At 72.3% G+C, this 26,369-nt stretch carries 23 protein-coding genes and 2 pseudogenes; 16 read left to right on the top strand and 9 right to left on the bottom strand.

What is annotated here, in order from left to right; all coding sequences use genetic code 11:
- Positions 1 to 111 precede the first annotated feature (111 nt).
- From Sfulv_RS04930 to Sfulv_RS04920, 3 genes are all read left to right on the top strand, one after another.
- Positions 112 to 1,464, top strand: coding sequence for an ABC transporter ATP-binding protein (locus Sfulv_RS04930; protein ID WP_173311880.1), 1,353 nt, complete (start codon positions 112 to 114; stop codon positions 1,462 to 1,464).
- 656 nt (positions 1,465 to 2,120) lie between these two features.
- On the top strand, positions 2,121 to 3,515 hold the full coding sequence (locus tag Sfulv_RS04925; RefSeq protein ID WP_173311877.1) for an aldehyde dehydrogenase family protein: 1,395 nt from the start codon (positions 2,121 to 2,123) through the stop codon (positions 3,513 to 3,515).
- A gap of 73 nt (positions 3,516 to 3,588) precedes the next feature.
- Entirely contained in the window at positions 3,589 to 4,668 is a 1,080-nt protein-coding gene (locus Sfulv_RS04920) for a Zn-dependent alcohol dehydrogenase (protein ID WP_173311874.1), read from the top strand.
- Positions 4,669 to 4,748: 80 nt separating this feature from the next.
- On the opposite strand, the gene Sfulv_RS04915 is transcribed toward Sfulv_RS04920, so the two are convergent.
- Positions 4,749 to 5,426: a TetR/AcrR family transcriptional regulator gene (locus tag Sfulv_RS04915; protein ID WP_173311871.1), complete on the bottom strand. Its 678-nt coding sequence runs from the start codon at positions 5,424 to 5,426 to the stop codon at positions 4,749 to 4,751.
- Positions 5,427 to 5,490: 64 nt separating this feature from the next.
- Between Sfulv_RS04915 and Sfulv_RS04910 the strand changes: the two genes are divergently transcribed.
- The 3 genes from Sfulv_RS04910 to Sfulv_RS04900 all read left to right on the top strand — a co-directional run bounded on the left by Sfulv_RS04910 (position 5,491) and on the right by Sfulv_RS04900 (position 7,717).
- Entirely contained in the window at positions 5,491 to 6,642 is a 1,152-nt protein-coding gene (locus Sfulv_RS04910; protein ID WP_173311868.1) for an acyl-CoA dehydrogenase family protein, read from the top strand.
- A 90-nt stretch (positions 6,643 to 6,732) separates the two neighbouring features.
- Entirely contained in the window at positions 6,733 to 7,023 is a 291-nt protein-coding gene (locus Sfulv_RS04905; RefSeq protein ID WP_173311865.1) for a YiaA/YiaB family inner membrane protein, read from the top strand.
- A 73-nt stretch (positions 7,024 to 7,096) separates the two neighbouring features.
- The gene (locus tag Sfulv_RS04900; protein WP_173311862.1) at positions 7,097 to 7,717 is read left to right on the top strand and encodes a TetR/AcrR family transcriptional regulator; all 621 of its coding nucleotides are present in this window, start codon (positions 7,097 to 7,099) and stop codon (positions 7,715 to 7,717) included.
- Here Sfulv_RS04900 and Sfulv_RS04895 read toward each other — a convergent pair.
- Complete coding sequence (locus Sfulv_RS04895; RefSeq protein WP_173311858.1) at positions 7,708 to 8,169, bottom strand: MaoC family dehydratase; 462 nt, start codon at positions 8,167 to 8,169, stop codon at positions 7,708 to 7,710. The genes Sfulv_RS04900 and Sfulv_RS04895 overlap by 10 nt on opposite strands.
- Before the next feature lie 116 nt (positions 8,170 to 8,285).
- Between Sfulv_RS04895 and soxR the strand changes: the two genes are divergently transcribed.
- Complete coding sequence (gene soxR / locus Sfulv_RS04890) at positions 8,286 to 8,777, top strand: redox-sensitive transcriptional activator SoxR (protein ID WP_173311856.1); 492 nt, start codon at positions 8,286 to 8,288, stop codon at positions 8,775 to 8,777.
- 45 nt (positions 8,778 to 8,822) lie between these two features.
- Here soxR and Sfulv_RS04885 read toward each other — a convergent pair whose 3' ends face one another.
- Together Sfulv_RS04885 and Sfulv_RS04880 are read right to left on the bottom strand one after the other, a co-directional pair.
- On the bottom strand, positions 8,823 to 9,434 hold the full coding sequence (locus Sfulv_RS04885) for a hypothetical protein (protein ID WP_173311853.1): 612 nt from the start codon (positions 9,432 to 9,434) through the stop codon (positions 8,823 to 8,825).
- A gap of 158 nt (positions 9,435 to 9,592) precedes the next feature.
- A complete protein-coding gene (locus Sfulv_RS04880; protein ID WP_173311850.1) occupies positions 9,593 to 10,858 on the bottom strand; it encodes an exo-beta-N-acetylmuramidase NamZ family protein in 1,266 nt (421 codons plus the stop codon).
- A 174-nt stretch (positions 10,859 to 11,032) separates the two neighbouring features.
- Between Sfulv_RS04880 and Sfulv_RS04875 the strand changes: the two are divergent.
- The 4 genes and pseudogenes from Sfulv_RS04875 to Sfulv_RS04860 all read left to right on the top strand — a co-directional run bounded on the left by Sfulv_RS04875 (position 11,033) and on the right by Sfulv_RS04860 (position 15,681).
- Positions 11,033 to 11,796, top strand: a pseudogene (locus Sfulv_RS04875) (SDR family oxidoreductase).
- A pseudogene (locus Sfulv_RS04870) lies at positions 11,793 to 13,458 on the top strand (class I adenylate-forming enzyme family protein). The pseudogenes Sfulv_RS04875 and Sfulv_RS04870 overlap by 4 nt, the downstream one beginning before the upstream one ends.
- Before the next feature lie 38 nt (positions 13,459 to 13,496).
- Positions 13,497 to 14,090: a TetR/AcrR family transcriptional regulator gene (locus tag Sfulv_RS04865; RefSeq protein ID WP_173311847.1), complete on the top strand. Its 594-nt coding sequence runs from the start codon at positions 13,497 to 13,499 to the stop codon at positions 14,088 to 14,090.
- 256 nt (positions 14,091 to 14,346) lie between these two features.
- Positions 14,347 to 15,681 (top strand): M28 family metallopeptidase, encoded by a 1,335-nt coding sequence (locus Sfulv_RS04860; protein WP_173311844.1) that lies wholly within the window; start codon positions 14,347 to 14,349, stop codon positions 15,679 to 15,681.
- Between the two features lie 48 nt (positions 15,682 to 15,729).
- On the opposite strand, the gene Sfulv_RS04855 is transcribed toward Sfulv_RS04860, so the two are convergent.
- Positions 15,730 to 16,944 (bottom strand): acyl-CoA dehydrogenase family protein, encoded by a 1,215-nt coding sequence (locus Sfulv_RS04855; protein WP_173311841.1) that lies wholly within the window; start codon positions 16,942 to 16,944, stop codon positions 15,730 to 15,732.
- An 8-nt stretch (positions 16,945 to 16,952) separates the two neighbouring features.
- Entirely contained in the window at positions 16,953 to 17,975 is a 1,023-nt protein-coding gene (locus tag Sfulv_RS04850) for a phosphotransferase family protein (RefSeq protein WP_173311838.1), read from the bottom strand.
- Between the two features lie 154 nt (positions 17,976 to 18,129).
- Here Sfulv_RS04850 and Sfulv_RS04845 point away from each other — a divergent pair, with 154 nt between their 5' ends.
- Both Sfulv_RS04845 and Sfulv_RS04840 read left to right on the top strand, forming a co-directional pair.
- A complete protein-coding gene (locus tag Sfulv_RS04845; RefSeq protein ID WP_173311835.1) occupies positions 18,130 to 19,419 on the top strand; it encodes an enolase C-terminal domain-like protein in 1,290 nt (429 codons plus the stop codon).
- Between the two features lie 43 nt (positions 19,420 to 19,462).
- Positions 19,463 to 20,398, top strand: a complete 936-nt coding sequence (locus Sfulv_RS04840; RefSeq protein ID WP_173311832.1) for an NADP-dependent oxidoreductase — start codon at positions 19,463 to 19,465, stop codon at positions 20,396 to 20,398.
- 36 nt (positions 20,399 to 20,434) lie between these two features.
- On the opposite strand, the gene Sfulv_RS04835 is transcribed toward Sfulv_RS04840, so the two are convergent.
- Both Sfulv_RS04835 and Sfulv_RS04830 read right to left on the bottom strand, forming a co-directional pair.
- Positions 20,435 to 20,746: a DUF202 domain-containing protein gene (locus Sfulv_RS04835; RefSeq protein ID WP_173311829.1), complete on the bottom strand. Its 312-nt coding sequence runs from the start codon at positions 20,744 to 20,746 to the stop codon at positions 20,435 to 20,437.
- On the bottom strand, positions 20,746 to 21,138 hold the full coding sequence (locus Sfulv_RS04830) for a YidH family protein (RefSeq protein WP_173311826.1): 393 nt from the start codon (positions 21,136 to 21,138) through the stop codon (positions 20,746 to 20,748). The genes Sfulv_RS04835 and Sfulv_RS04830 overlap by 1 nt, the downstream gene beginning before the upstream one ends.
- Before the next feature lie 160 nt (positions 21,139 to 21,298).
- Here Sfulv_RS04830 and Sfulv_RS04825 point away from each other — a divergent pair, with 160 nt between their 5' ends.
- The gene (locus Sfulv_RS04825; RefSeq protein ID WP_173311823.1) at positions 21,299 to 22,954 is read left to right on the top strand and encodes an FAD-binding dehydrogenase; all 1,656 of its coding nucleotides are present in this window, start codon (positions 21,299 to 21,301) and stop codon (positions 22,952 to 22,954) included.
- Positions 22,955 to 23,033: 79 nt separating this feature from the next.
- On the opposite strand, the gene Sfulv_RS04820 is transcribed toward Sfulv_RS04825, so the two are convergent.
- Positions 23,034 to 23,468: an ASCH domain-containing protein gene (locus Sfulv_RS04820; protein WP_173311820.1), complete on the bottom strand. Its 435-nt coding sequence runs from the start codon at positions 23,466 to 23,468 to the stop codon at positions 23,034 to 23,036.
- Positions 23,469 to 23,669: 201 nt separating this feature from the next.
- On the opposite strand from Sfulv_RS04820, the gene Sfulv_RS04815 reads away from it, so the two are divergent.
- Both Sfulv_RS04815 and Sfulv_RS04810 read left to right on the top strand, forming a co-directional pair.
- Positions 23,670 to 24,656 carry a hypothetical protein gene (locus Sfulv_RS04815; protein ID WP_173311817.1) on the top strand — a complete coding sequence of 329 codons (987 nt, stop codon included), beginning with the start codon at positions 23,670 to 23,672 and terminating at the stop codon, positions 24,654 to 24,656.
- A 35-nt stretch (positions 24,657 to 24,691) separates the two neighbouring features.
- Complete coding sequence (locus Sfulv_RS04810; protein WP_173317589.1) at positions 24,692 to 26,269, top strand: APC family permease; 1,578 nt, start codon at positions 24,692 to 24,694, stop codon at positions 26,267 to 26,269.
- The last annotated feature ends 100 nt before the right edge of the window (positions 26,270 to 26,369 follow it).

The following is a 26,369-nucleotide window of genomic DNA, read 5'->3' as shown; positions in this document are numbered from 1 at the left end:
TCTCCCCAACCTTCGCGCGAGTCATTCCCACACCCCGTCCAGTGGGCTAACTTCAGGCCACGCAGCCGTTCCCTGCCGCGCGTTCCCTTAACATTGCCGGGCGGACACCTCATGACTCGCGCCATCTCCCTGCACCACGTCAGCAAGGCGTACGGACGGGCCCCGCGTGCCGTCGACCGCTTCTCGCTCTCCATCGAACCCGGCGAGTTCGTGGTGCTGCTGGGCCCTTCGGGCTGCGGCAAGTCGACCGTGCTCCGCATGATCGCCGGCCTGGAGGAGATCACCGAGGGCGAGCTGCTGCTCGACGGTGAACCCGCCAACCACATGACCCCGCGCGAACGCGGCATGGCCATGGTGTTCCAGAATTTCGCGCTCTACCCGAGCATGACCAACCGGGCCAACATCGGTTTCCCGCTGAGGCTGGAGAATCCCCGGCAGGACCACAGCGAGCGCATCGAGTCGACGGCCCGCATGCTGGGCATCGACAGCGTGCTCGACCGCTACCCGGCCCAGCTCTCCGGCGGCGAGCGCCAGCGCGTCGCCATGGGGCGGGCCATCTCGCGCCGGCCGTCCGCCTTCCTGATGGACGAGCCGCTCTCCAACCTCGACGCGAAGCTGCGCAACCATCTGCGGGCCGAGATCGCGCAGCTGACGGAGGAACTGGGCGTCACCACGGTGTACGTGACACACGACCAGGCCGAGGCGATGTCCCTGGGGGACCGGGTGGCCGTGATGCGCGGCGGAGTGCTCCAGCAGGTGAGCTCACCGCGTGAGGTCTACGCGCTGCCGGAGAACGTCTTCGTCGCCGCGTTCATCGGCACCCCGCGCATCAACCTGCTCCAGGCCGTCGTGCACGCCCCGCTGGAGGGGCGCATGTCGATCGACCTGGGGCGCCAGCGGCTCGCGCTGCCCGAACCGCTCAGCACCGACCACCAGTTGCTCCGCATCCAGCAGGGCCGCGACATCATCGTGGGGCTGCGCTCCGAGGCCGTGCGGATCGCGCCGCCCAGCCAGGCCCGTCCCGGCGAGGTCGCCCTCAGCGGCATCGTCGAACACGTGGAGTTCCAGGGGCACGAGGCTCTCGTCCACCTCAACACCGGCTCGCAGCCGGCCGTCGTACCCGACCTGGAGTCGGCCCGGCCGCGGCCGGGCGTGCGGCGCCGTCGTAGCGGCGGCGGCGCGGGGGCGGGGGTGCTGGAACGGCTACGGGAGCGGGCGACCGGTCAGGTCAGCGGGCCCGTCATCGACCTCGAGGAGCCGGGGCCGGGGCAGCGCGGACCGCGCAGCCCCGACCGGCCGCCGCTCACGGCGGGCGACCTCGTGGTCCGCACCGGGCCCGACATGCGGCTGCGGCGCGGTGGGCAGGTGCCGCTGCTGGTCGACCTGGCGCACCTGTACGTCTTCGACCATCACGGCAGAAGGATCTGCCCGCTGCCACGGGACGTGCCGGGACTGGACGTCTAGGGCCGGGGCTACGGCGCGGTCGTGCGGCCTGGACCGCCCTGCCTTCATTCGCCCGACAGGCTCAGGGGTCCCCGCACGGCGGGCATGAGGGTACGGGCGCGGACCGGCCCGGGCGTCCCCACCGGTCGGGGGAGCCGTGCCGCCAGCGCGCTCGGTCCGGGTGTACTCCGCCTCGGGGGCGTGGGGGCGCCTCGACGCGGCCGGGGCGGCCGGGTGGACCGCACGGGCGGGGTCCCCGAGAAGCGTCCGCTGGTGCGTTCCGCCCGGCCCCTCTCCGCGGCCGCCCGGACCGCCACCCGCTCCAGGTGCCCCGGCTGCGGCTCCGCCCACCCCCCGGGCCGGAGCCGCTCCCGAGCGGGGGCCGGGGTCCCGGCCGGGGCGGCCGTCCGTACCAGCGGCTCCGCCGCTCGGTCCGCACCTCGCACGTCGCCTGCCGCTCCGTCCGTGCCCCGGCGACCCAGGCGGCCGTCCCCGGGGAATCACCGGGCCTGTCGGCCCACGGCGTGCGCGGCTCCGCGGCGCGCGGGCGCCCGGAGTGACGGGCGTCTCCGGCGGGTCCCTGGCGGAGAAAAACTAACGGCGCTAGTTTGGAGTCGGACGGCGGCCGCAGGACGGACGACTTCGGCGGTACGCGGCGCGAACCCGGGAGGAAACCCATGAAGGCCCATGACGGGATGTACATCGACGGCCAGTGGCGCCCGGCCGATGGACCGGACACGATCGCGGTCGTGAATCCGGCGGACGAGCAGGTCATCGGCCACGTTCCGGCGGGCACGGCGGCGGACGTCGACGCGGCGGTACGCGCCGCCCGCGCCGCGTTCCCCGGCTGGGCCGCCACCCCGCCGGCCGAGCGCGCCGCCCGGATCGCCGCCCTGCGCGACGTCCTGGCCGCCCGCAAGGACGAGATCGCCGAGACCGTCACCGCGGAGCTCGGCGCGCCGCTCGCACTCTCGCAGGCGGTGCACGCGGCTGTGCCGGTCCTGGTCGCGGGCTCGTACGCCGAGCTGGCCGCCACCTACGCCTTCGAGGAGAAGCTGGGCAACTCCACCGTCCTGCTGGAACCGGTCGGGGTCGTCGGCGCGATCACCCCGTGGAACTACCCGCTCCACCAGATCGTGGCCAAGGTGGCCCCGGCGCTCGCCGCGGGCTGCACGGTGGTCCTCAAGCCCGCCGAGGACACCCCGCTCGTCGCCCAGCTCTTCGCCGAGGCCACCGAGGAGGCCGGGCTGCCCGCCGGTGTCTTCAACCTGGTCACCGGTCTCGGCCCGGTCGCGGGCCAGGCGCTCGCCGAGCACGAGGGCGTCGACCTGGTGTCGTTCACCGGGTCCACGGCCGTCGGCCGGCTGATCGCCGCGACGGCGGGCGCCGCGGTCAAGCGGGTGGCGCTGGAGCTCGGCGGCAAGTCGGCCAACGTGATCCTGCCCGGTGCCGACCTCGCCAAGGCGGTCAAGGTGGGCGTCGCCAACGTGATGTCCAACTCCGGTCAGACGTGCAGCGCGTGGACCCGGATGCTCGTGGACGGAGAGCGGTACGAGGAGGCGGTCGCCCTCGCGGCGGCAGCGGTCGCCAAGTACGTCCCCGGTGAGCGGGTCGGCCCCCTGGTCAACGCCAAGCAGCAGGCGCGGGTGCGGGGCTACATCGAGAAGGGCATCGAGGAGGGCGCCAGGCTCGTCGCCGGCGGCCCCGAGGCACCGCACGCGACGGGCTACTACGTCGCTCCCACGGTGTTCGCCGATGTCACCCCCGGCATGACCATCGCCCAGGAGGAGATCTTCGGCCCGGTCCTCTCCATCCTGAGGTACGAGGACGTCGAGGACGCCCTCCGTATCGCCAACGACACCGTGTACGGACTCGCCGGAGCGGTCTGGGGCGCCGACGACGCCGAGGCGGTGGCCTTCGCCCGGCGGATGGAGACCGGGCAGGTCGACATCAACGGCGGCAGGTTCAACCCGCTGGCCCCGTTCGGCGGGTACAAGCAGTCCGGGGTCGGCCGCGAGCTGGGCCCCCACGGCCTCGCCGAGTACCTCCAGACCAAGTCCCTGCAGTTCTGAGCGGCCTCTCCGCGATCCCCGCCCTGCTCTCTCCGACCCCTGCCCCACTCTCCGATCACCGAGGAGCCCGTTCGTGGTCCGCGCCGCTGTACTGCCCGCCGTCGGAGCTCCGCTGGAGATCACCGACATCGAACTCCCCGAGCCCGGCCCCGGCCAGGTGCGGGTCGGCCTCGCCGCCGCCGGGGTCTGCCACTCCGACCTGTCCCTCACCAACGGCACGATGAAGCTCCCGGTGCCCGCCGTCCTCGGCCACGAGGGCGCGGGCACGGTCCTCACCGTCGGCGAGGGCGTCACCCACCTCGCCCCGGGCGACCCCGTCGTCCTCAACTGGGCGCCCTCCTGCGGCACCTGCCACTCCTGCGGGCTCGGCGAGGTCTGGCTCTGCGCCGACGCGCTGAAGGGCGCGGCCAACATCCACGCGCGCACCGCCGACGGCACCGAACTCCACCCGGGCCTGAACGTGGCGGCGTTCGCCCAGGAGACCGTCGTCGCCGCCAACTGCGTGCTGCCCGCCCCGGCGGGCATCCCGCTCACGGACGCCGCCCTCCTGGGCTGCGCGGTCCTCACCGGCTACGGGGCGGTCCACCACTCCGCCCGGGTGCGCGCGGGCGAGAGCGTCGTCGTGTTCGGGATCGGCGGGGTCGGTCTCGCCGTGCTCCAGGCCGCCAGGATCGCCGGCGCGTCCTCCATCATCGCCGTCGACGTGTCGCCGGAGAAGGAGGACCTGGCCCGGCGGGCCGGGGCCACTGACTACGTCGTCGCCTCCGACCGGACCGCGAAGGCGGTCCGCGGCCTCACCGGCGGCCACGGGGCGGATGTGGCGGTGGAGTGCGTCGGCCGCCCGGCGACCATCCGCGCGGCCTGGGACTCCACCCGCCGCGGCGGCCGCACCACGGTCGTCGGCATCGGCGGCAAGAACCAGGAGGTGACCTTCAACGCGCTGGAGATCTTCCACTGGGGCCGGTCGCTGACGGGCTGCGTGTACGGGAACAGCGACCCGGAGCGCGACCTGCCCGTCCTCGCCGGACACATCCGCGCGGGCCGCTTCGACCTGTCCATGATGGTCACCGAACGGATCGCCCTGGACGGCATCCCGGCGGCCTTCGACAACATGATCGCGGGCAGGGGCGGCCGCTCCCTCGTCATCTTCTAGGAGTCGTCAGGAGTCGTCAGTAGTCGTCCAGGCGGCCGGACCCGCGACCGGCGGGTCCGGCACCCCGGTGTGCCGGGGCGTCAGCCGCGGTTCGGTGTGCGCCGGACCGGGCCGCCCCCGCGCACCATCTGCTCGTACTGGAGGGCCAGGCCGTCGAGCAGGGCCCGCAGGCCGGTCTCGAAGGCGCCCTCGTCGACCTGCTGGCGGCGGTCGGCGAGCAGGTGCGCCTGGCCCAGGTGCGGGTAGTCGGTGGGGTCGTACGCCGTCTCGTCGTCGACGAACCCGCGGGCGAAGGAGCCGAGCGCCGAGCCGGTGACGAAGTACCGCATCAGGGCGCCGATGTACGTCGCCTGGGCGGGCGGCCAGCCCGCGCGGACCATGCCGCCGAAGGCGGCGTCGGCGACCCGCAGACCGGCCGGGCGGCGGCCGGGGCCCTGGGCGAGCACCGGGACGATGTGCGGGTGCGCGGCGAGCGCCGCGCGGTAGGAGACCGCCCAGTCGTGCAGCGCGGCGGCCCAGTCCCGGGAGTCGGACTCGTCGAACATCGACAGGTCGACCTGTGCGGAGACGCTGTCGGCCACCGCGTCGAGGATCTCGTCCTTGTTGCGGAAGTGGTTGTAGAGCGAGGGTCCGCTGACCCCGAGTCCGGCGGCGAGGCGCCGGGTCGAGACGGCGCCGAGCCCCTCGGAGTCCACGAGGGCGCTCGCGGCTTCGATGATGCGTTCTCTGCTGAGGAGGGGCTTGCGCGGTCGGGCCATGCGGCACATAGTAGGGCCTGCCCCTAAGAAACTAGCAGTGCTAATTTAAGTGGAGTGGCACAGGATGAACCTGGAGCTGAGCGAGGAGCAGGAAGCGGTCAGGCGGCTCGCCGTGGACTTCGTGGCGCGCGAGATCACCCCGCACGTCGTGGAGTGGGACCGGGCCGAGAACGTCGACAGGTCGATCGTGCGGAAGCTGGGCGCCCTCGGCTTCCTCGGGCTGACCGTCCCGGAGGAGTACGGCGGCTCGGGCGGCGACCATCTGGCGTACTGCCTGGTCACCGAGGAGCTCGGACGCGGTGACTCCTCGGTGCGCGGCATCGTCTCGGTCTCCCTCGGCCTGGTCGCCAAGACCATCGCCTCCTGGGGTGACGAGGAGCAGAAGCGGCAGTGGCTGCCCCGCCTCACCTCCGGCGAGGCGATCGGCTGCTTCGGGCTGACCGAGCCGGGCACCGGCTCCGACGCCGGGAACCTGGCGGCGAAGGCCGTGGCCGACGGCGGCGACTACGTCATCAACGGCACCAAGATGTTCATCACCAACGGCACCTGGGCCGACGTGGTGCTCCTTTTCGCGCGGACCAACGACACCCCCGGGCACAAGGGCGTCTCCGCCTTCCTCGTGCCCGCCGACACACCCGGGCTGACCCGCCGCACCATCCACGGCAAGCTCGGCCTGCGCGGCCAGGCCACCGCGGAACTGGTCCTGGAGAACGTCCGGGTGCCCGCATCCGCGCTCATGGGTCCCGAGGGCAAGGGCTTCTCGATCGCCATGAGCGCGCTGGCCAAGGGCCGGATGTCGGTCGCGGCGGGCTGTGTGGGCATCGCCCAGGCCGCGCTGGACGCGGCCGTGCGCTACGCGGGTGAGCGCGAGCAGTTCGGCAGGCCCATCGCGGGTTACCAGCTGGTCCAGGAGCTGATCAGCGACATCTCCGTGGACGTGGACGCGGCCCGGATGCTGACCTGGCGGGTCGCCGACCTCGTCGACCGGGGCCAGGACTTCGCCACCGCCGCCTCCACGGCCAAGCTCTTCGCCTCCGAGGCGGCCGTCCGGGCGGCCAACAACGCCCTCCAGGTCTTCGGCGGCTACGGCTACGTCGACGAGTACCCGGTCGGCAAGCTGGTCAGGGACGCCCGCGTGATGACGCTCTACGAGGGCACGAGCCAGATCCAGAAGCTCATCATCGGCCGCGCGCTGACCGGGGTCTCCGCCTTCTGACCGCCGGTCCGCCGCTCGAACGGCCGTCTGAGTACCGTGCTGAGTACCCGGACCGATGTGGTCCGCCTCACGACGCCCCAAGCTGGGCGCATGAGTGAGACGACGTCGGTCAAGCAGCAGGGCACCACGGCCTTCTACGGTCAGGCCGTAGCCTCCTTCGGGGTGGCGATGGGTTCGGTGGCCCTCGGAATCTTCTTCCTCGACGCGGATGGCTGGGTACGCGCCTTCCTCGCCATCGGCGTCCTCTACCTCGTCACTTCGTGCTTCACTCTGGCCAAGGTCATCAGGGACCGTCAGGAAGCGGGTCAGCTGGTCAGCCGGGTCGACCAGGCGCGGCTGGAGAAGATCCTCGCCGAGCACGACCCGTTCCGGACCCCCTGACGCACCAGACCCTAAGCGCTTGCTCAGGATCGGGGTATGGTGTTCGTCCTGCCGATGGAAGGGGCAAGTGGAGATGAGCACGGCGGAGGAGACCGGCGAGGACGCGCCGTGGGGCGAGGTCACGCCCGAGGCGGCACGGCGGCTTCTCGTCGCCGCCGTCGAAGCCTTTGCCGAGCGCGGGTACCACGCGACGACCACCCGCGACATCGCGGGCCGGGCGGGGATGAGCCCGGCCGCCCTGTACATCCACTACAAGACCAAGGAAGAGCTGCTCCACCGGATCAGCAGGATCGGCCACGACCGTGCCCTCGCGCTCCTGGAGGCCGAGGCCGGCGGTGAGGCTCCCGCGGCGGAACGGCTCGCCGGGGCGGTGCGGTCCTTCGTCCGCTGGCACGCCGAGCGGTACACGACGGCACGCGTCGTGCAGTACGAGCTGGACGCGCTCTCCGACGAGCACCGGACCGAGATCATCGAGCTGCGCAGACAGAGTGACGCCGTGGTGCGCCGGATCATCAGCGAGGGCGTGGCGGCGGGGGAGTTCGACGTCCCCGACGTCCCCGGCACCACGCTCGCCGTGCTGTCGCTCTGCATCGATGTGGCGCGCTGGTTCAACGCCCAGGGCAGCAGGACGCCCGAAGAGGTCGGCGCGCTCTACGCCGACCTCGTCCTGCGGATGGTCGCGGCTCAGAAGTAGTAGCGGGAAACGGACTCCGCGACGCAGGCGGGCTTCTCCGCGCCCTCGCGCTCCACGGTGACCACCGCGGTGACCTGTACGCCGCCGCCCGCCTCCTCGACGCTCTTGAGCACGGCGGTGGCGCGCAGGCGTGAGCCCACCGGGACGGTCGAGGGGAAGCGCACCTTGTTGGTGCCGTAGTTGATGCCCATCTTCATGCCCTCGACGCGCATGATCTGCGGGACGAGCGCGGGCAGGAGCGAGAGAGTCAGATAGCCGTGGGCGATCGTCGTGCCGAACGGTCCGGCGGCCGCGCGCTCGGGGTCCACGTGAATCCACTGGTGGTCCCCGGTGGCCTCGGCGAACTGGTCGATCCGCTTCTGCTCGATCTCCAGCCACTCGCTGTGGCCCAGCTCCTCACCCACTCCGTCGCGCAGCTCCTGTGCGGACGTGAAGATCTTCGGCTCTGCCATGTTCCTGGTTCCTGCCTTCCGGCTCGCTGCCTCGGCGCGCCCCTGATGTCTAAGCGCTTGCTCAGCATCCTTGGGTGAGTGCTCTCCTGTCAACGGAGGCCCAGTAGGGTCCAGAGGTGCCACAGATCCCGCAGACACTCAACGAACTCACGGTCGGCCAGCTCTCCGCGCGTAGCGGCGCCGCCGTGTCGGCCCTGCACTTCTACGAGGCCAAGGGCCTGATCAGCAGCCGGCGTACCAGCGGCAACCAGCGCCGCTACACCAGGGACGCGCTGCGACGCGTCGCCTTCGTGCGCGCGGCCCAGCGCGTCGGCATCCCGCTGGCCACCATCCGGGACGCGCTCGCCGAACTGCCCGAGGAGCGCACCCCCAACCGCGACGACTGGGCGCGGCTCTCCGAGGCGTGGCGTACCGAACTGGACGAGCGCATCAAGCGGCTGGGCCAGCTCCGCGACCACCTGACCGACTGCATCGGCTGCGGCTGCCTCTCGCTGGAAGCCTGTGTGCTCTCCAACCCGGACGACATCTCCGGCGAGCGGATGGCGGGCTCCCGCCTGATGCCGGAGCGCGGGAAGCGGACCACGGCCGCGGACGACGGCCGCCCGTAGCGGACGGCTGCCGCCGGGCCCTGAGCGGGGCCCGGCGCCGTGTGGTCAGGCCGCCGAGGCCAGGGTGCGCAGCCGTACCCGCCTGGCCTTCGCCAGCGCCCCCGGCGTCAGCACGGGCTGCGGCACCACGATCCCGCAGCCGCGGCAGACCGGACCCGACCACGGCTCCTGCGCCCGCTCCTGCCGCCAGGCGATGCCGGGCTCCGCGCAGACCGGGCAGGCGGTGCCCGGCTCCGACCCCAGGGCCGAGATCAACCGCCCGAGCACCTCGGCGAGCGGCTCCGAGGGATGGACGCCCGGGTCCTCGCAGCGCGCCACCCCGTTGCCGCCCCAGGTCCGCCGGTGCCAGTCGTCGAAGGAGGCCGGGCGGCGCAGCCCTTGGCGCTTCTCCCGCCGCCGCCGCTCGGCGAACCCCGACTCGTAAGCGAGCCAGACGGCCCGCGCCTCCTCCAGTTCCTTCAGCGCGCCTTCCAGCCGCGCCGGGTCGGGGGCCCTGTCCTCGGGTTCGATCCCGTGCCGGGCGCACAGATGGTCCCAGGTCGCGCGGTGGCCGTAGGGGGCGAATCGTTCCAGGCACTTCCGCAGTGAGTACCTTCGTAGTGCCAGATCGCCCCGCGGGTCGCGAACCTGTCTCGCAAGACTCCGGAAACCGGCCATATGGCCGCCACCTCCGTCGCTAGTACTTCGGCGTCACCTCATGAGACGTACGGCTGCCCCGTTCGGCTCCATCCAAAAGTGGGGTGTCCAGTACGTGAGACGGCGGAGGGTGAGACCGCCGGGCGGTCCGGTGCGCGGACCCGCCCGGCGGACCGGGTTCAGCGGTACCGGAGGTACTGCGCCCGGGTCGCCCGGAACGCCGCCAGGTCCGCTTCCCAGGCTCCGACGACCTCGTCCGTGTCCGCGCCCGCGTCGATCATCGTGCGGACCCTGGTGTTGCCGGTCAGCTTGTCGATCCAGTTGTCCGCGCGCCAGGCGAAGCCGCTCCAGGACTGCTTCGCCGTCACGAGCAGCGCGATGCCGGTACGGACCGGGTCGAAGACCGCCCGGTCCTGGACGTGCACCTGCACACCCCCGACCGTCCTGCCCTGGAACTTGGAGAACACCGGCGCGAAGTAGGACTCGCGGAAGGCCACCCCCGGCAGCTCCAGCGCGTTGGCCGCGGCGGCCCAGCGCCGGTCGACGCCCTCGGCGCCGAGCAGTTCGAAGGGGCGGGTCGTGCCCCGCCCCTCGGAGAGGTTCGTCCCCTCGAAGAGGCACGTCCCGGAGTAGACGAGCGCCGTCTCGGGCGTCGGCATGTTGGGGCTCGGCGGCACCCACGGCAGCCCGGTCTCGTCGAAGAAGTCCGAGCGCCGCCACCCGGACATCGTGACGATGTCCAGCTCCACCGGCCGCTCCGCCAGGAACTCGGCGTTGAACAGCAGGGCCAGCTCGGTGACGGTCATGCCGTGCGCCTGGGAGATCTCCCGGCGGCCCACGAACGTCGCGAACGCCGGCTCCATGACGGGTCCGAGCGCGGCCCGGCCGCTCACCGGGTTCGGCCGGTCGAGCACGACGAACCGCTTGCCCGCCAGGGCCGCCGACTGCATGCAGTCGTACAGCGTCCAGATGTACGTGTAGAAGCGGGCGCCCGCGTCCTGGATGTCGAAGACGACCGTGTCCACGCCGGACGCGGTGAAGATGTCGGCGAGGGCCTGGCCGCTCTTGAGGTACGTGTCGTAGACGGGCAGCCCGGTCGCCGGGTCGTCGTAGCGGCCCTCGGAGCCGCCCGCCTGCGCCGTGCCCCGGAAACCGTGCTCGGGGCCGAAGACCGCCGTCAGGTTCACCCGGTCGTCGGGGTGCATGACGTCGACGATGTGGCGCACGTCCGAGGTGATCCCGGTCGGGTTGGTGACGACACCGACCTTCTGCCCCCTCAGCAGCCGGTAGCCGTCGGCGGCGAGCCGGTCGAAGCCCGTACGGACCCCGCCGCGCCCGGCACCCTGTCCCGTGCGGGCGGCCGCGCTCCCGGTCCCGGCCGCGGTGGCCGCGAGGGCTCCCACGGCACCGCCGGCCTGAAGCAAACCACGTCTGGACAGGCTCATCCGTCAACCTCCATGATCGCGCCGACTGTCATGGTCACGCACGCTAGCGCGGGCGCGGGCCGCACGGAACGACCCGGACCCGCGCAGATTCCCCGTCCTGATCCCTACCCCTTCCCGGATCACATACCGACTGGTTAGTCTGCCAGTGAAGTCGGCTGAGAGAGGCGGGGTCCGATGAGCACGGTGCAGGGCGCTGGAGTGGTGGTCACAGGGGCCGGAGGCGGCATCGGGGCCGCCCTGGCCCGCAGGTTCGCGGCGGAGGGTGCGCGGGTGGTCGTCAACGACCTCGACCTCGGCCGGATCGCGGCGCTCGCCGAGGAGACCGGCGCCACCCCGGTGGCGGGCGACGCCTCGCGGATCGTGGACGCCGCCCGCGACGCGCTCGACGGCACGGTGGACGTCTACTGCGCCAACGCGGGCCTCGCCTCGCCCGGGGACGCCTTCGCCGACGAGGAGGTCTGGGCCGCCGCCTGGGACGTCAACGTCATGGCCCACGTACGCGCGGCGAAGGCGCTGCTCCCGGAGTGGCTGGAGCGCGGCAGCGGCCGTTTCGTGTCCACCGCGTCCGCCGCCGGGCTGCTCACGATGATCGGCGCGGCCCCGTACAGCGTCTCCAAGCACGGCGCGGTCGCCTTCGCCGAGTGGCTCTCGCTGACCTACCGGCACCGGGGATCAAGGTCCACGCGATCTGCCCCCAGGGTGTCCGTACGGACATGCTGACCCGCGCCGGCTCGGCGGGCGAGCTCGTGCTGGCCCCCAGCGCGATCGAGCCGGAGGCCGTCGCCGACGCGCTGTTCGACGCCATCGAGGAGGACCGCTTCCTCGTCCTGCCGCACCCGGAGGTGGCCGGCTACTACCGGGCCCGCGCCAAGGACCCCGACCACTGGCTCGGCAGCATGAACCACCTCCAGCGGAAGTGGGAGGGAACGGGCACATGAGCGAGTCGGTCTACGCGGCCAAGCCGTGGCTCGCCCTGCTCAGCGAGGCCCAGCGCGCCCCGGTGAGCCCCGCCCGGACGCTGGTGCACGCGTTCCGCGCCGCCGCCTCCCGCGCACCCGGGCACCCGGCACTCGTCTACTTCGACGGGCGCCTCGACTACCGCGAGACGGACGCGCTCTCCGACTCCGTCGCCGGGCACCTCGCGGCCCGCGGGCTGCGGCGCGGCGACCGCGTAGCGATCATGCTCCAGAACACCCCGCAGTTCGTCATCGCGCTGCTCGGCGCCTGGAAGGCCGGCGCCACCGTCGTCCCGCTCAACCCGATGTACAAGTCCGGCGAGGTCGGCCACGTACTGAAGGACGCCGGGGTGAGCGCGCTGGTCTGCTCGGACCGGGCCTGGGGGTCCGGTCTGCGGGCCACCGCCGAGGCGGCCCCGGACGTACGGATCGCCGTCACCGCCTGCGAGCTGGACCTCCAGACCAGGAACGACCCCCGTGTCCTCGGCTTCGAGCGCCTTCCCGCGCCGGGCGGCGACGACTGGGCCGACGACCTGGTCACCGTCGCCCGCCAGGGGCTCGCCACCCCGGCCGGCCGGGAGCTCGGCGCCGCCGACGTGGCACTGATCAGCTACACCTCAGGGACCAGCGGCACCCCCAAGGGGGCCATGAACTCCCACGGCAACATCATGGTCAACGCCGAGCGGCAGCGCCGGGGCACCCCGTCGCGGAGGGCTCCGCCTACTTCGCGCTCGCCCCGCTCTTCCACATCACCGGCATGGTGTGCCAGCTCGCCGCCTGCGTCTCCAACGCGGGCACCCTGGTCCTCGCCCACCGCTTCGAGGCGAGCGTCGTCCTGGAAGCGTTCACCGAGCACCGCCCCGCCTACACCGTCGGCCCGTCGACCGCGTTCATGGCGCTCGCCGCCCACCCCGGCGTGACGCCCGAGCACTTCGCCTCCTTCCAGATGATCTCGTCGGGCGGCGCCCCGCTGCCGCCCGCGCTGGTGGAGAGGTTCCGGGCGGGCTTCGGCCCGTACATCCGCAACGGCTACGGCCTCACCGAGTGCACGGCCCCCTGCGCCTCCGTACCGCCGGAGCGCGAGGCGCCTGTCGACCCGATGTCCGGCACGCTCTCGGTCGGCGTCCCGGGGCCGGACACCGTCGTCCGGATTCTCGACGAGAGCGGCCAGGAGGTGCCCTTCGGGGAACAGGGCGAGATCGCGGTGCGCGGGCCCCAGGTCGTCTCCGGGTACTGGAACCTCCCCGAGGCCACCGCCGCCGCCTTCCCCGAAGGCGAACTGCGCACGGGGGACATCGGGTTCATGGACGCGGCGGGCTGGCTCTACGTCGTGGACCGCAAGAAGGACATGATCAACGCCTCGGGCTTCAAGGTGTGGCCGCGCGAGGTCGAGGACGTGCTCCACACCCATCCGGCGGTCCGCGAGGCAGCCGTCGTGGGGGTCCCCGACCCCTACCGGGGTGAGACCGTCCGGGCCTACGTCAGCCTGCGTCCGGGGCCGAGGTGGCCCCGGACGAGCTGGGCGCGTACTGCAAGGAGCGGCTCGCCGCGTACAAGTACCCGCGCGAGGTGGAGATCCTGACGGAGCTGCCCAAGACGGCTAGTGGGAAGATCCTGAGGCGGGAACTGCGTTCCCCCCGCTAGAACAGTTCACGCGTGCGTACGAGAGGCAGGTGGCGGCAATGGCCAAGGCGACGGACGGGGACGGCACCCCCGTCCCCCAGAGGCTGCTGGCCGCCGCCACCCGGCTCTTCGCCGAGCGCGGTTACGACCGCACGTCGGTCCAGGAGATCGTCGAGGCGGCGGGAGTCACCAAGGGCGCGCTCTACCACTACTTCGGCTCCAAGGAAGACCTCCTCCACGAGGTGTACGCCCGGGTGCTGCGGCTCCAGCAGGAGCGGCTCGACGCCTTCGCCAACGCCGACGCGCCGGTCGAGCGGCGTCTGCGGGACGCGGCGGCCGACGTGGTCGTGACCACCATCGAGAATCTGGACGACGCCTCGATCTTCTTCCGCTCGATGCACCACCTGAGCCCCGAGAAGAACAAGCAGGTACGCGTGGAGCGGCGCCGCTACCACGAGCGCTTCCGGGCGCTGATCGAGGAGGGCCAGCAGGCCGGGGTCTTCTCCACGGCGACTCCGGCGGACCTGGTGGTCGACTACCACTTCGGCTCGGTCCACCACCTGTCCACCTGGTACCGCCCGGACGGCCCGCTCAGCCAGCAGGAGGTCGCCGGCCACCTGGCGGACCTGCTGCTGCGCGCCCTGCGCCCGTAGGCGCGCCCCTTTCCGCCCGCCCTTTCCACCCGTCCTTCCCGTCCGTACGTCTCCCGTGCGCTTCCCGGTCCCGGGGAGTGCACGGTCCGTTTATCGGACGGCCATGTCCGGTTCCCGCTCTTGACGGTGTACGGTCACGCGGTTGACCATCGGTCACGCACGTCGCACCAGTAGCTCCTGAACCCGGACGCGCACACCGCGCCCGGGTCACCCCCCGCACGTTCCGTCAGTCCCCGAACGGAATCCGGAGCCCGACATGAGCCCCAACCGCTTCGCGCTGCGCAGATCCCGGGCAGCCGCCGCACTCGCCTTCGTCGCCCTGCTCGCCACCGCCGCCCCGGCGGCGCAGGCGGCGGACCCCAGCGGGGCCGCGGCCCCCCGGGCCGCCGCCGCCCCCGACATCCCGCTCGCCAACGTCAAGGCCCACCTCACCCAGTTGCAGTCCATAGCCACCGCCAACGGCGGCAACCGGGCGCACGGCAGGGCGGGCTACAAGGCGTCCGTCGACTACGTGAAGGCCAAGCTCGACGCGGCCGGATACACCACGGCCCTCCAGCAGTTCACCTCCGGCGGAGCCACCGGCTACAACCTGATCGCCGACTGGCCCGGCGGAGACCCCAGCAAGGTCCTGATGGCCGGCTCGCACCTGGACTCCGTGTCCTCGGGCGCCGGCATCAACGACAACGGTTCGGGCTCCGCCGCCGTGCTCGAAACCGCGCTCGCCGTCTCGCGCGCCCAGCTGGCACCGGACAAGCACCTGCGGTTCGCCTGGTGGGGCGCCGAGGAGCTGGGGCTCATCGGGTCGAAGCACTACGTCAACAGCCTGCCGCTCTCGGAGCGTTCCAAGCTCAGCGGCTATCTCAACTTCGACATGATCGGCTCGCCGAACGCCGGCTACTTCGTCTACGACGACGACCCCGTCATCGAGAAGACCTTCAAGGACTACTTCGCCGGTCTGTCCGTACCCACCGAGATCGAGACGGAGGGCGACGGGCGCTCCGACCACGCCCCCTTCAAGACCGCGGGCGTGCCGGTCGGCGGTCTGTTCACCGGGGCGAGCAACACGAAGTCGAGCGCGCAGGCCCAGAAGTGGGGCGGCACGGCGGGCCAGGCGTTCGACCGCTGCTACCACTCCTCGTGCGACACCACGGCCAACATCAACGACACCGCCCTGAACCGCAACAGCGACGCCGTCGCCCACGCCGTCTGGACCCTCTCCGCCGGTACGGTCACCCCGCCGCCCGGTGACGTCTACTCCACGACCACCGATGTGAGCGTGCCCGACAACGGGGCCGCGGTCACCTCGCCGCTGGCCGTCTCGGGCCGCACCGGCAACGCACCCGCCGCCCTCCAGGTCGGCGTGGACATCAAGCACACCTTCCGGGGTGACCTGGTCGTCGACCTGCTGGCGCCGGACGGCACGGCGTACCGGCTGAAGAACTCCAGCAGCAGCGACTCGGCCGACAACGTGATCGCGAACTACACGGTCAACGCCTCAGCCGAGGCGGCGAACGGCACCTGGCGGCTCCGCGTGCAGGACGTGGCCGCGCAGGACACCGGATACGTCGACAGCTGGAAGCTCACCTTCTGACCGGTCCGTCCGGGGACGCGCGCGCCACGCGCCTCCCCGGACGGCGGCCTAGAGGTACTTCTTGAGCTCGCGGTGCGCCAGCGACCGCTGGTGCACCTCGTCCGGACCGTCCGCCAGGCGCAACGTCCGCGCGGACGACCAGAGTTCGGCGAGCGGGTAGTCCTGGCTGACACCGCCGGCGCCGTACAGCTGCACCGCCTGGTCGAGGATGCCGACCACCGCCCGCGGGGTGGCGATCTTGATCGACTGGATCTCGGTATGGGCCCCGCGGTTGCCCACGGTGTCCATCAGCCAGGCCGTCTTCAGCACGAGCAGCCGCAGCTGCTCCACCGTGACCCGGGCGTCCGCGATCCAGTTCCGGACGACGCCCTGCTCGGCGAGCGGCTTGCCGAAGGCCGTACGGGCGACGGCTCGCCTGCACATCAGCTCGATGGCCCGCTCGGCCATCCCGATGAGCCGCATGCAGTGGTGGATACGGCCGGGGCCCAGCCGCGCCTGGGCGATGGCGAAGCCGCCGCCCTCCTCGCCGATCAGGTTGGTCGCGGGCACCCGCACGTCCTTGAACACCACCTCGGCGTGACCGCCGTGGGAGTGGTCCTCGTAGCCGTACACCCGCATGGCGCGGCGCACTTCGAGCCCCGGGGTGTCGCGCGGGACGAGGATCTGGGACTGCTGGCGCCGGATGTCCGTGCCCTCGGGGTCCGTCTTGCCCATCACGATGAAGACCGCGCAGTCCGGGTTCATCGCCCCGGAGATGAACCATTTGCGCCCGTTGATGACGTAGCTGTCGCCGTCCCGCGTGATCCGGGTCTCGATGTTCGTGGCGTCCGACGAGGCGACGTCCGGTTCCGTCATCGCGAACGCGGAGCGGATCTCCCCGGCGAGCAGCGGCTCCAGCCACCGCTTCTTCTGCTCGTCGGTGCCGAACTGGAAGAGCACCTCCATGTTCCCCGTGTCCGGCGCCGCGCAGTTGAGGGCGGTCGGCGCCAGCTGCGGGCTGCGGCCCAGGATCTCGGCGAGCGGCGCGTACTGGAGGTTCGTCAGCCCGGCGCCGTACCCGGCATCCGGCAGGAACAGGTTCCACAGCCCCTGCCTGCGCGCCTCGGCCTTCAGCTCCTCCACGATCCGCGGGGTGTCCCAGGGGGAGGCGAGCTCGGCGCGCTGCTCCTCGGCGGTCTTCTCGGCCGGATAGACGTGTTCGTCCATGAAGGCGAGCAGCCGGGTGCGCAGCTCTTCGGTACGGGCGTCGAATGCGAAGTCCATGGCGTAACTCAGCCTTCCTGGAGGGTGGTGAGACCGTGTTCGATGAAGACGGGGACGAGGCCGCCGATGCGGTCGAAGCCGCCGCCGACGGTCTGGCCCAGGGTGTAGCGGTAGTGGATGCCCTCCAGGATCACGGCGAGCTTGAACCAGGCGAACGCCGTGTACCAGGAGATGGCGGAGGTGTCCCGGCCGGAGCGGGCGCCGTAGCGCTCGATCAGCTCCGCGGGCGTGGGATGGCCGGCCGCGCCGCTGGTGGTGGACACGGGGGACTCCGGCAGATCGAGGTCGGAGCTGTACATCACCAGCAGGCCCAGGTCGGTCAGCGGGTCGCCCAGGGTCGACATCTCCCAGTCGAGGACGGCCCTGATGTCGTCGTCCGGGCCGATCAGGACGTTGTCCAGGCGGTAGTCGCCGTGCACGACGGTCGCCGAGGGGGAGTCGGGGAGCGTGCGGCCCAGCGCGGAGTGCAGTTCGTCGATCCCGGCCAGCTCGCGGTTGCGGGAGGCGTCCAGCTGCTTGCCCCAGCGGCGCAGCTGCCGGTCCAGGAAGCCCTCCGGGCGGCCGAAGTCACCGAGCCCCACGGCACCGGGGTCCACGGCGTGGAGGTCCACCAGGGTGTCCACGAGGCCCAGGACCGCGGCCCGGGTGCGGTCGGCGCCGAGCGGGGCGAGCTGCTCGGCGGTGCGGTAGGGGGTCCCCTCGACGTACTCCATGACGTAGAAGGAGGAGCCGATGACCGAATGGTCCTCGCACAGCAGGACCGGTTCGGGCACCGGCACGGCGGTCGGGTGCAGGGCGCTGATCACCCGGTGCTCACGCTTCATGTCGTGCGCGGTGGCCAGGACATGGCCGAGCGGAGGTCTGCGGACGACCCACCGGCGGACGCCGTCGCTGACGACGTAGGTGAGGTTGGAGCGCCCGCCCTCGATCAGCCGCGCTTCGAGCGGTCCGCTCACCAGCCCCGGCCGCTCGCGGTCGAGATGGCCGCGCAGCAGGTCCGGGTCGAGACCTGGCGGGTGGACTGAGCTCATGGTGCGCACCTCCGGGGCGTCGGAACAATCGGTGCCCATGATGCCGACCAGTCGGTATGTCGTCCAGTGCGCTCCCGGAATCGGTGGCCGCCGACCCGTGCGCAATCCCTGCCGGCCTCTGGTGTCCGGCTGTGTACGTGAATAGTGTCCACGTATGGATACAGCCCTGTTGATCGACGAAGTCCGCCTCACCCCGATCCTCATCGCCGACCCGCCACTCCTCAACACCCAGGGCGTCCATCAGCCCTACACCCCGCGGCTCGTCGTGGAAGTCGTCACACGCGGCGGGGTCTCGGGCATCGGCGAGACGTACGGCGACAGCGCGTACCTCGACCTCGCCCGGCCGCTCGCGGAGGCCATGCCCGGCCGCGCGGTCAGCGACGTGAACGGCCTGTTCACCCTGGCCGACCAGGTGTGCGGGGACCCGCGCTCCACCGACGAGCGGGTCGACGCGGGCGGACTGCGCGGCGTGCGGACCGTGGACAAACTGCGGCTCTCGGTCGTCTCCGGCTTCGAGGTCGCCTGCCTGGACGCGCTCGGCAAGACCCTCGGCCTGCCCGTGCACGCCCTGCTCGGCGGCAAGGTCCGGGACACCGTCGAATACAGCGCCTACCTCTTCTACCGCTGGGCCGCCCACCCCGGGGCCGGGGAGCGGGACGACTGGGGCGCCGCCCTGGACCCCGCCGGAGTCGTCGCCCAGGCCCGGCGCTTCGCCCGCGAGCACGGCTTCTCCTCCTTCAAGCTCAAGGGCGGCGTCTTCGAGCCCGGCCAGGAGATCGCCGCGGTCGAGGCGCTCGCCGAGGCGTTCCCGGGGCAGCCGCTGCGCCTGGACCCCAACGGGGCCTGGTCCGTCGAGACCTCGCTGTACGTCGCCGAGCGGCTCAGGGGCGTGATCGAGTACCTGGAGGACCCGGCGAGCGGTACGGGGGCCATGGCCGCCGTCTCCGCGGGCACGGACGTGCCGCTGGCCACCAACATGTGCGTCACCACGCTCGCCGAGGTCCCCGCGGCCTTCGCCGGTGACGCCGTGCAGGTCGTCCTCTGCGACCACCACTACTGGGGCGGGCTGCACCGCACCCGGGAGCTGGCCGCGATCTGCCGTACGTTCGGCGTCGGGCTGTCCATGCACTCCAACACGCACCTGGGTATCAGTCTCGCCGCGATGACCCACGTGGCCGCCACCGTGCCCGACCTCGGCTACGCCTGCGACAGCCACTACCCGTGGCAGACCGAGGACGTCATCACCACCCGCCACGTCTTCCGGGACGGCCGGCTGACGGTCTCCGACGCCCCGGGTCTCGGCGTCGAGCTCGACCGCGAGCGCCTGGCCGCCCTGCACAGGCGATGGCTCGACGACGACGGCGCGATGCGCGAGCGTGACGACGTAGCGGCGATGCGGGTGGCGCGGCCGTGGTGGACCGCGCCGCCGGTCCCACGCTGGTGAGGTTCGGGTTGCGGCGACCGTCACCCGCGCCGATGGTCGTGAGATGAAGGCGATCAGCTACAGCAGGTACGGCTCGGCCGACGTCATGGAGTACGGCGAGCGCCCCGACCCGAGGGTCGGCCCCGACTCGGTGCTGGTGAAGGTGCGGGCAGCGGCCGTCAACCCGGTCGACTGGAAGGCCCGCGAGGGTTACCTCCAGTCCGGCCTGGAGGCCGTGTTCCCGGTGATCCCGGGCTGGGACGTCTCCGGAGTGGTCGTACGGCCCGGCGTCGCCGTCGACGAGTTCGCGGTGGGCGACGAGGTCATCGGATACGTACGGGAGGACTTCCTCTCCCGCGGTACGTTCGCCGAGTACGTCGCCGCCCCCGTGCGCACCCTGGCCCGCAAGCCGCTGAGCCTCAGCTTCGAAGAGGCCGCGGGCCTGCCCCTGACCGGGCTCACCGCGTACCAGGTGCTCCACCGCACGCTGCGGGTCCGTGAAGGGGAGACGGTGCTCGTCCACGCGGCGGCCGGCGGTGTCGGCTCGATGGCCGTGCAGCTCGCCCGGCACGCGGGCTGCCGCGTCATCGGCACGGCCGGTCCGCACAACCACGACCACGTGCGGCAGCTGGGCGCGGAACCCGTCGAGTACGGCGAAGGGCTCACCGACCGGCTGCGGGCCCTGGTCCCCGAGGGCATCGACGCGGCGTTCGACACCGTCGGCGGCGACGCGCTGCGGGCCTCCGCGGACACGCTCGCGCCCGACGGCCGCCTGGCCTCCGTCGCGGACGCGGAGGTCTTCTCCCACGGCGGCAGGTACGCCTTCGTCCGGCCCGACGCGGCGGACCTGGCCCACCTGGCGGAACTGGCCGAACAGGGCATCGTCCGGGTGCACGTGGACCGGGTCTTCCCGCTCGAACTGGCCGCGGACGCCTACCGGCTGAACGAGGAGGGCCGCACCCGGGGCAAGATCATCGTCTCCGTGGAGTGGGAGAGCTGAGCGTCCGGCCGGGAACCCGTCTCGAACAGCGCTGTCTCAGAACAGCATGGCGGCGGCGGAGACGGCCAGCGCGACCGTGCACGCGGCCGACGTCAGGGCGGCCCGCGGCGACATCGGCCGCGGCCTCGCCGGCCCCAGCGCGGTCAGCCGCAGATGGGCCACCCGCAAAAACCCCAGCCAGGCCAGGACGCCCAGGGCCACGGCGGAGACCGCCGCCGGGCCCGTCCCCTGGTGGAGTGCCTGCCGGCCCGCGAGGACCGCGACCACCGTGCAGGACAGGGTGGTGCGGCGCCAGGCCAGCCTGGTCCGCTCCGGTTGCAGTCCCGGGTCCCGTTGAGGGGCGGACATCAGGACTCCCAGCCGAAGAGGACCACCACCACCATCGCCAGGGCGACGGCGGCGATCGCGAGACTCAGCAGGGTCGGGAAGCGGGAGACCGGCAGATCCTCGCCCCGGCGCATGGCCCGCTCGCACCGCACCCAGTGGTTGACCGCGCGCAGCGCGCAGAGCACACCGGACGCGAGCAGTGCGAGCGCCAGGCAGGTCCGTACGCCCCAGGTGAGAGCCGGGAGGAACTGGGCGACGGCGAACCCCCCGCCGATCAGTGCGAGAGCCGTGCGCAGCCAGGCCAGGAAGGTGCGTTCGTTGGCCAGGGAGAAGCGGTAGTCGGGGGTGTCGCCCTCTTCGCGGAGCCGCTGCGGCGCGAACCACAACCGCAGACCCCGCACGAAATCGTTCACGCCGCGACTCTATCCGCCGGATTCGCGCCGCCTCGGACCCCGGCCCGCCGTCACCGCGTCGAGCGGCCCGGCCCCCGGGTGCGGTGGGACGGTTGACGTGGCTGCGGCCCGTACCCAAGATCTGACGCACGGGTAACTTGGTGACCAGGACGGAACTCCCATGGCGTACGACGCTGATGTGATCGTGATCGGGGCGGGGCTGGCGGGACTGGTGGCGACCGCCGAGCTCGTCGACGCGGGGCGGACGGTGATCCTGCTCGACCAGGAGCCCGAGCAGTCCATCGGCGGCCAGGCGCACTGGTCCTTCGGGGGCCTGTTCCTCGTCGGCTCGCCCGAGCAGCGCCGGATGAGGATCAAGGACAGCCATGAGCTGGCCCTCCAGGACTGGTACGGCGCCGCGGGCTTCGACCGCCCGGAGGACCACTGGCCCCGGAAGTGGGCGCAGGCGTACGTCGACTTCGCGGCGGGTGAGAAGCGGTCCTGGCTGCACGCCCGGGGGATGCGGTTCTTCCCCGTCGTGGGCTGGGCGGAACGCGGCGGATACGACGCCACCGGCCACGGCAACTCCGTCCCCCGCTTCCACATCACCTGGGGCACCGGACCGGGCGTCGTCGCCCCCTTCGAACGCCGGGTGCGCGAGGGCGTCGCCGGCGGTCTCGTCCGCCTCGCCTTCCGCCACCGGGTCACCGGCCTCGGCCGCTCGGCAGGGGTGGTCGACACCGTCACCGGCGAGATCCTCGAACCCAGCGGCACCGGACGCGGCACCGCGAGCAGCCGCCAAGCCACCGGCTCCTTCGAACTGCGGGCCCAGGCGGTGATCGTCACCTCCGGCGGCATCGGCGGCAACCACGACCTCGTCAGGTCCCAGTGGCCCGAGCGGCTCGGCACCCCGCCCGCGAAGATGCTCTCCGGGGTCCCCGCCCACGTCGACGGCCTGATGCTCGGCATCGCGGAGGACGCGGGCGCGCACCACATCAACCGCGACCGGATGTGGCACTACACCGAGGGCATCGAGAACTGGGACCCGATCTGGGCGCGGCACGGCATCCGCGTCCTCCCCGGCCCCTCCTCCCTCTGGCTGGACGCCCGCGGCAGGCGGCTCCCGGTCCCGCTCTTCCCCGGCTTCGACACGCTCGGCACCCTCGACCACATCATGAGGTCGGGCCACGGCTACACCTGGTTCGTCCTGGACCAGCGGATCATCGGCAAGGAGTTCGCGCTCTCCGGCTCCGAGCAGAATCCCGACCTCACCGGCAAGTCGGTCCGTGACGTGCTCGGGCGGGCACGTGCCGACGTGCCGGCGCCGGTCAGGGCGTTCATGGACAAGGGCGTGGACTTCGTCGTCGAGAAGGACCTCGGCGCCCTGGTACGCGGAATGAACGCCCTGACCGGCCAGGGCCTCATCGACGAGGACGCGCTGCGCCGCGAGATCACCGCGCGCGACCGCGAGATCGCCAACCCGTTCACCAAGGACCTCCAGGTCACGGCGGTCCGCGGGGCCCGCGCCTACCTGGGTGACAAGCTGATCCGCACGGCGAAGCCGCACCGCATCCTCGATCCGAAGGCGGGCCCGCTGATCGCGGTGCGCCTCAACATCCTCACCCGCAAGTCGCTGGGCGGCCTGGAGACGGACCTGTCCTCGCGCGTCCTCACGGCGCACGGCGACCCGCTGCCGGGGGTGTACGCGGCGGGCGAGGCGGCGGGCTTCGGCGGCGGCGGAGTCCACGGCTACCGGTCGCTGGAGGGCACGTTCCTGGGGGGCTGCGTCTTCTCGGGCCGGGCGGCCGGCCGGGCGGCGGCGGAGGCGGTCGGCTGAGGGCTGTCCCGCAATCCCTGAGGGCCCGTCCCCGCCAGGTATCACGGGACAGCCCTCAGGGGCGCCGACCCGCCGCGCGTCAGCCCAGCGGGCCCAGCACCTCGACCACCCGGAACCGCTCGGCCACGATCATCGTGTCGTCGTCGACCGTGAAGTCCGGGTCACCGAGCGCCTCCCGCATCTCCTCGCCGTGCCAGAAGAGCTCGTGGGAGGCCCGCCATTCGGCGACCGACGTGTACCCCTCGCCCTCCTCGGCCACGTGCCGCAGGCCCACGTCGCCGAGCCGGGTCACCCGGACGTCCGTCACCTCCACCACGGCGACCTCCCGCCCGTCCGAGTCGATCAGCGCCGAGCGCTCACCGACCGGCGGCAACTCCTCCTTCTCCGCCTCGTACTCGGCCAGCAGGCAGGACGTGGAGACCTTCGCACCGGCGAGCACCGCCGCGACCAACTGGTCCCGCAGCGGCCCCGGAAAGGCGAAGAGGAGGGGTTTGAGAGGTGCGCGCTTCTCCATAGCGCCAGTGTGGCACGCGTCACGCCCGGTCCTCCCGCCCCGGCGGTGAGCTGGGCGAACCCCGGGCCGCAGGGGTGTTCTCGGCCAACTGTGGCGGAAATGCGTAAAGTTGAAGATGATCACCTCTTGACGCGGAGCATCGCCTGCCGCTTTGCTGTGCGCGATCGTCTGCTCGCACATCGCGTCGAAGGAAGTCCGCGGATGTCCCCGCCTCCGCCGCCCCTGGGCCGCTCCCGCCGAAGGGGCGGTCGCTCGGAGCACTCGTTCGACCCGGCCCTCGACGACAGCGAACTCATCGAGGTACGTGCCCAGTTCGAACAGGGCCGGTGGATCAGGGCCCGCACCCTCCTCGCCGCGACCGGTACCGACTGGGACCGCAGGGGCCACCGCGTCGTCACCCTCGCCGCAGCGCCGTCCGCCCTGTGCTGGGCGGAGGACTGGCTCATCGCCGAACCCGAGAGCGCCGACGCCGCCACCCTCCTCGCCTGTGCCGCGGTCGCCCGCGCCCTGCGGCCCAAGGCGTCCCCCGGGCCCGCCGTCCGGGCCCGCGAAGCCTGCCTCGCCGCCGCCCGGCTCGCCCCCGCCGACCCGACGCCCTGGCTCGCCCTTCTGATGTATGACGGCGCACGCGGCTCGCAGGGAGAGGACGGCGCGGCCGAGGAGGCCGCCCGCCACTTCGAGGAGATCCGCGCCCGCCACCCCGAGCACCACCACGCGCACCACCTGATGACCGCCCAGCTCGCCGAGAGCCACCCCGAAAGCGGCCAGGACCCCCTGCACGAGGTGTACGACTTCGCCTCCTGGGCCGCCGAGCAGGCCCCGGCGGACTCCCCGCTCGCCGTGCTCCCCGTGGTCGCGCACGCCGAGCGCTACCGCGTCCTCGTCGCCGCGGGCAGCGAACCCGACGACCCGCTCACCTCCGGGCACTGGTCGGGACGCCGGGCCAGACAGGTCATGAAGGCCGCCTTCGACTGGTGGCTGGAGTGGGAGCGGGACGACCACCCCCGCCACCGGGTCGACCTCAACTTCCTCGCGCACGCCAAGTGGTGCCAAGGGCGGCCCGCCGAGGCCGCCGCCCTCTTCCACCGCATCGGCCCGCACGTGACTCCGGCCCCCTGGTCCTACTCAGGCCGCGACCCGTACCCCGAGTTCCTGGCCGCGCGACGCTTCGCGCTCGGCGCCCCGTGACCAGCTCCGCACCCGACGAAGGGACCGACTCCGCCATGCCGACGGGCAGTTCAGCTACCAGACGGACCGGCGCCGCGCAGGTGACCGGTGACACCGGCGGGATCAGCACGTACAAGGGCGAGGACCGCGCACTGCGCGCCGACCGGCTCGGTACCCCCGGGCTGCTGCTCTCGGTCCTCGCCGCCAGCGCCCCGCTGATGGTGGTGGCCGGTGTGATGCCCACGGTCTTCGGCGTGATGGGCGTCGTGGGCCAGCCCCTGCTCTACGTCATCCTGGGTGTCGTCCTGATGCTGTTCAGCGTCGGTTACGCGGAGATGAGCCGGCACGTGCACAACGCCGGTGCCTTCTACGCGTACATCGCGCGCGGTCTCGGTCCCACGGCCGGTGCCGGTGCCTCGCTGGTGGCCCTGGTCGCCTACAGCGCCATGCAGGTCGGCATCTACGGCATCCTCGGCTTCGAGGTCTCCGGTCTCTTCGCCGCCTATCTCGACATCGATATCAAGTGGTGGATGCCCGCCCTCGCCGGCGTCGTGGCCGTCGGCGCCCTCGGCTGGCTCAAGATCGACCTCAACGCCAAGGTGCTCGGCGTACTCCTGGTCGTCGAATGCCTCCTCGTCGTCATCTTCGACATCGCGGCCGTCAGCCGGCCGGGCCCCGAGGGCCTGTCCCTGCACGCGTTCAACCCCGAGACCCTGACCGGGGCCGGGCTCGGCACCGCGCTCTGCTTCTGCATCGCGGCGTTCGTCGGCTTCGAACAGGCCCCGGTGTACGCCGAGGAGACCAGCCGCCCGCAGGTCGTCGTGTCCCGCGTGATGTTCCTGGCCGTCGGCTACGCGGCCCTGTTCCTCGCCGTGAGCGCCTGGGCCGTGACCGTCGCCACCGGCCCCGGCTCCGTCGTGGACGCCTCGCTGAAGCAGGGCCCGGGCATGCTCTTCGGCCTCACCGAGGAGCGGCTCGGCGGTACGTACACCGACGTCCTGCACGTCCTCTTCGTCACCGGCATGTTCGCCGCGCTCCTCAGCTTCCACAACGTCGTCGCCCGCTACGCGTTCGCGATGGGCCGCGAGGGACTGCTGCCCGCCGCCTTCGGCCGTACGAACAAGACCAGCGGCGCCCCCGCCACCGGCTCCCTGCTCCAGTCGGGCCTCTCCTTCGTCATCGTGCTGGCCTTCGCCGTCACCGACGACAAGCCGGCCGGCGACCCCACCGCGCCGGTGCTGCACCTGTTCACCTGGATGGGCAACGTCGGCGCGCTCGGCGTCATCCTGCTGATGGCCGCCGCCGCCTTCGCCGTCATCGCCTTCTTCGTGCGGCGCGGCGCGGGCCGGGCGCAGGCTCCCCGCCTGGTGGCCTCGGGACTGGCCGGTCTCGCCCTGCTGGCCATCGCCTTCCTCACCGTCAGGGACTTCGACGTGCTGACCGGCTCGGGCCCCGGCTCCTCCCTCTCCTGGCTGCTGCCCGGCATCATCGGTGCCGCACTCGTCGGCGGCCTGGTCTACGGCGCCGTACTGCGCTCCACCAGGCCCGAGGTGCACGCGAGGATCGGTCTCGGCAACGAGGCGTTCCAGCTGGAGAAGGCCGCCGAGGCGGAGGCCGAAGCCGTCGCGCGCTGACGGGCGTCACGCCCGCGCGTGCCCGGCCGGCACCTTGCCGAAAAGTGACGGACCCCCGCGGCCCCCTGGTGACGGGGGGCCGCGGGTGTTCTATTGAGGG

This window comes from Streptomyces fulvorobeus (assembly GCF_013167895.1).
Lineage (GTDB): Bacteria > Actinomycetota > Actinomycetes > Streptomycetales > Streptomycetaceae > Streptomyces > Streptomyces fulvorobeus.
This window is presented reverse-complemented; position numbering and strand designations above follow the sequence as displayed.